Origin of the sequence: Geothermobacter ehrlichii (assembly GCF_008124615.1) — a bacterium.
Taxonomy (GTDB): domain Bacteria; phylum Desulfobacterota; class Desulfuromonadia; order Desulfuromonadales; family Geothermobacteraceae; genus Geothermobacter; species Geothermobacter ehrlichii.
This window is the reverse complement of the sequence record NZ_VNIB01000028.1, coordinates 1-2,175: the sequence shown is the minus strand read 5'-3', so window position 1 is coordinate 2,175 and position 2,175 is coordinate 1. Positions and strand designations below refer to the sequence as shown.

At 51.0% G+C, this 2,175-nt stretch carries 2 protein-coding genes and 1 pseudogene; 1 reads left to right on the top strand and 2 read right to left on the bottom strand.

Features of this window, described 5'->3' with window-relative positions:
• Positions 1–221: hypothetical protein (locus tag EDC39_RS15480; RefSeq protein ID WP_222862899.1), on the top strand; the 221-nt coding region annotated here is incomplete at its 5' end.
• Between the two features lie 49 nt (positions 222–270).
• On the opposite strand, the gene EDC39_RS15180 is transcribed toward EDC39_RS15480, so the two are convergent.
• Both EDC39_RS15180 and EDC39_RS16010 read right to left on the bottom strand, forming a co-directional pair.
• Complete coding sequence (locus EDC39_RS15180; protein ID WP_148897237.1) at positions 271–1,416, bottom strand: iron-containing alcohol dehydrogenase; 1,146 nt, start codon at positions 1,414–1,416, stop codon at positions 271–273.
• A gap of 345 nt (positions 1,417–1,761) precedes the next feature.
• Positions 1,762–1,977: pseudogene (locus EDC39_RS16010) on the bottom strand (IS1182 family transposase); the annotation flags it as partial.
• Positions 1,978–2,175 lie beyond the last annotated feature (198 nt).

Sequence of the window (2,175 nt, the reverse complement as noted above, 5' to 3'; positions counted from 1 at the left end):
GAACAACAGGCCGAGAAAGTGCCTCGGCTACCGGACGCCCCAGGAAGTGTTCGATGAAGCCAGGGGTGGTGCACTTGCAAATTGAATCCACCCCGCAACCTGGACCGGAAGACGTTGTGGCATCAACTTTTTCTGTGCACAAGCTTATAAAAAAGCGCAGCCGCAAAAATTGCCGCCGCGCTTTTTTATCTCTGTGGATTCTGAAAACCCCGTCTTTGTAAGAATAAGTGAAAAAAGCAAAATACTAAAGACCGCTGCCAATATTGCAACTTACATTGCGTGTTTATAGATCTGGATCATTTCCTCTTTTGTTGCTTTGCGCGGATTGGTTAAACCACACGCATCTTTCATGGCATTTTCCGCCAATATGGGCAAGTCTTCTTCCTTTACGCCCATTTCTTTTAAACCGGATGGAATGCCGATATCTCTGGACAGTCTCTGAATGGCTTCCAGCGCTTTGTCAGCGGCTTCCATCGTCGGTAAGCCTTCCACATTTTCGCCCATCGCAATGGCAATATCCACAAAGCGTTCCGGGCAGGCAGTCATGTTAAAGCGTTCCACATGTGGCAGCAATACCGCATTGCATACGCCGTGGGGCAGATCATAAAAACCGCCTAATTGGTGGGCCATGGCATGCACATGGCCCAGGCTGGCATTATTAAAGGCCATTCCGGCCAGAAATTCAGCATACGCCATCTTATCCCGCGCTTCCAGATCTTCGCCATTTGCCACCGCCAAACGCAAATACTGGCTGATCAGTTCGATGGCTTTCAGCGCCGCAGAATCCGTCAGCGGTGTGGCGATGGTGGAAACATACGCCTCTACCGCGTGAGTTAGCGCATCCATTCCGGTGGCAGCGGTTAGAGCGGCCGGCATGCTCACCATTAATTCCGGATCGTTGATGGATACATTGGGTGTGACGTGCCAGTCAACAATCGCCATTTTAACATGGCGGTCGGTATCGGTAATGATGGTAAAGCGGGTCATCTCGCTGGCTGTTCCAGCCGTGGTATTGACTGCAATAAAGGGCGGCATGGGTTTTTCCGACTTATCCAAACCTTCATAATCTTTGATTGAACCGCCGTTGGTGACGACAAGCCCAATTCCTTTGGCGCAATCAATGGGGCTGCCGCCGCCTACCGCAATGATGACATTGCATTTTTCCTTTTTGTAAAGGGCAATGCCTTCATCCACATTTTCTACCGTGGGGTTCGGCTGAGCGCCATCGTAAATGACAGCATCAATTCCGCTTGCCTCTAACAACTTTGTCACCTTTTCGACAATACTGGTAGTCATTAATGGTTTATCGGTTACCACCAACGCTTTCGAGCCACCCAGGATTTTGGCCTGTTTTCCCACTTCGGCAACCGATCCAGCACCCATTAGGTTAACGGTTGGCATGAAATAACTGTACATAATTGTATCTCCTTTTGGTTGTTGTTTGGTTAAACACTCATCTCGCCTAACGTTGAGCTAAACGGCGACGTCGCGAAGGTACGGCCAGCAGAGACTTATTAGTGATGCACCGGCGTTTGTTTGGTCCGACTTGAGTGCCGGGCTATGTGCCATTTTTGAAAGGAGTGCCAGCGGCAGAAACAATGTCAACAAAATCTGTGGGAGATATTCTTGGCATAATTTTTCTCCTTTGTTTGGCACATAACGGGTGCGGACCAGTGGCGGCGTTGAGACTGACCAGCCGACCACTGACCCTGTCAGTGTACCACCGCTGTGTATTCCGTCCACTGCATTAGCTGGCTGTAAGATGCCGCGGGGATAGGCAAGCGGCACGATCTTCAGCCGGATCGCCGGGTCATGGGCGGGCCGCCCACCTTCGTCGTTGTTGACCTTGGAATCAAAGATACTCGGGTCGCGTTGGTGATCGACCAGGTAGTGGATGGTGTGCTCAAAAGTGCCGGGGAGGATCTGGTCCTCAAAGGCAGCCGGCAGAAGAACGGTCTGATTGTAAGTGTGCTCGATGAAACGGGCAGGGAAGAAAAGGGGTCGTGCTTGACAAATTGACAAAAGCGCCTTTTCCGCAATTGAGGTGGAACCTGCCGCTGGTCATTCCAGGGGCAACAACGGGGTCACCCATTAAAAAGACACCGGTCAATTGAAAAAACGACTCCCGCGCGAGAGATTTAGCCTTTCTCGCCTTTGATCGTGACCACCGGTCAC